Annotated in this window: 1 protein-coding gene and 1 pseudogene; both read right to left on the bottom strand. The window is 51.8% G+C overall.

What is annotated here, in order from left to right:
- The coding region (locus WF331_RS29060; protein ID WP_340623564.1) for a hypothetical protein at positions 1-591 on the bottom strand (591 nt) is incomplete at its 3' end.
- A 2-nt stretch (positions 592-593) separates the two neighbouring features.
- Positions 594-1,769: pseudogene (locus WF331_RS29065) on the bottom strand (T6SS effector BTH_I2691 family protein); the annotation flags it as partial.

The following is a 1,769-nucleotide window of genomic DNA, read 5'->3' on the forward strand; positions in this document are numbered from 1 at the left end:
GGCCATGAAGTGTCGCAGGTATTCCCAGACTTCAGCGACGTGCTTTACGCCGGGCTCGGTGGGTTCGTTGCTGTCGACCCAGAGGCAGTCTTCTTGGTGGAGGCTGCCATCCGCTCGGCGAGGGGCGAATGCGAGGGCGTAGCTGGTGCTAAAGGATGAGCCGCCAAACTCAACGCGCTTGAAAATACCCCCGCCCATATTATCCCAATCAAAAACCAATACCCTGTTCAGTCGTTGGTAGTAAATCTTTCGTGTTGATCGGTTGAGGTAGATGTTAGATAAGCCCTTTATGAGAAATATCCGGTAGATGAGGAAGGGGAGGAATATGAAAGGGGTGAGTGCGAATCCGATAGTAAGTATTGGGTCAAATGTGTGCGGATTCCAGGCGTCACTTGAAAAGAAAGAGGAAGGGTAGATGCCGATCATTACTATCAGGATCGATGCGCAGTACAATTTCCCCATGAAAACAGAATCTGTCACCCACGGGTTTCTTAAGCATAGGTTGTTTTTATATGCTTTTAAAAGTTGACCGCCAATAGCGGCTTTGTGCCCTGAATCTGACGTTGAATTGAATAACCAGATGGTTGTCATGATCAGCGTTCCAAACGAAAAATCGACAGGGTCTCATTGTCTTCGTCCAACCCCTGATTGGCGCTGTAGGCGAGATGCAGTGAGACATGATTTTGGTTGGTTAGCGTGTTCTCAAAATGTAGAACCAAACCAGCACCTACGATGTGGCCGGTTGGGGCGATTGGGAAAACGTCCATTCCTTGGCCGTCACGGAGGGCGCTCAAGCTCCCTGACCATTCGCTTACGCCTAGCCTGAAGCCAGGCAGTAGCACTGTGAACTCGACACCTGGTTGAGGTGTGGCTACTTCGTTATGTGTGATAGCGGTCCAGTTTGGCGGAGACCAGAGATGATCTTGATGCCATCGGGTATCGACTTTAGTTATACCGAGTGACAGGGCCTGCTCGGCGGAGAGTAGTTTAGGGCCGTAGTGTTCGTTGTACCAAGCTTTGATTTCGGTTTTTAGCGAAGCAAAAGCAGGAAGTCTATTTTCGTGGTCCAAGTTAATTCCAGCGTGCATCTCTCCATCGTTGATGCGATTGCCGAACACGCAACGTGCTGCCCAAAGCTCTATCGGGCTGTGCTGCCGCTCATGTGCCTTGGCGTGAAGGTACAGCCCTCCTGCAATGATGGCTACTCCCACCAGGACAAGTGCAGCCGCGGCCCATCCGGCGAACGGTACAAACGAAGTAACACCTGCAATTGACAGTCCGGCTTCAAGTACGACGATTGAGCCAGCGGCCATCGTTACTCCGCCGGCCATTGTGTATCGGGCTGCAATTTGGTTGCCATTAGTGCGCTGCCGCTGCGACTTGAATATGTCAGAAGTTAATCCGCTAATTATAGTGGGGTATCCCACTAAGCGTGCGTAGAGATTGCTGCTTAAAAACTTCATGATCCCATTGCCAAAGGCCATGCCTGGTGCGGTCGGACTCAATTTCAGCATTACAGCCTTCTGCGTTGCTCGCACGCTGACCATCGTCGCCGCCGCTGCACCGATCACTCCGAAAATCGATGAAGCAAAGCCCAAGGTGTATTCCGGTGCATCGTTCTTTTGCAGGCTGTTATAGGCCGTCTTGAGCGATAAGATGTTGAACCACAGCATCCCCGCGTTCAAACCACCCCCACCGCCCGAGGTGAGCAACCCGAGAAAGTTGGGCTTCACTCGCGCAGTGGTGGTCAGTTCTATCGATATTGTCCG

Origin of the sequence: Pseudomonas sp. YNh (assembly GCF_037993085.1) — a bacterium.
Classification (GTDB): Bacteria; Pseudomonadota; Gammaproteobacteria; order Pseudomonadales; family Pseudomonadaceae; genus Aquipseudomonas; species Aquipseudomonas putida.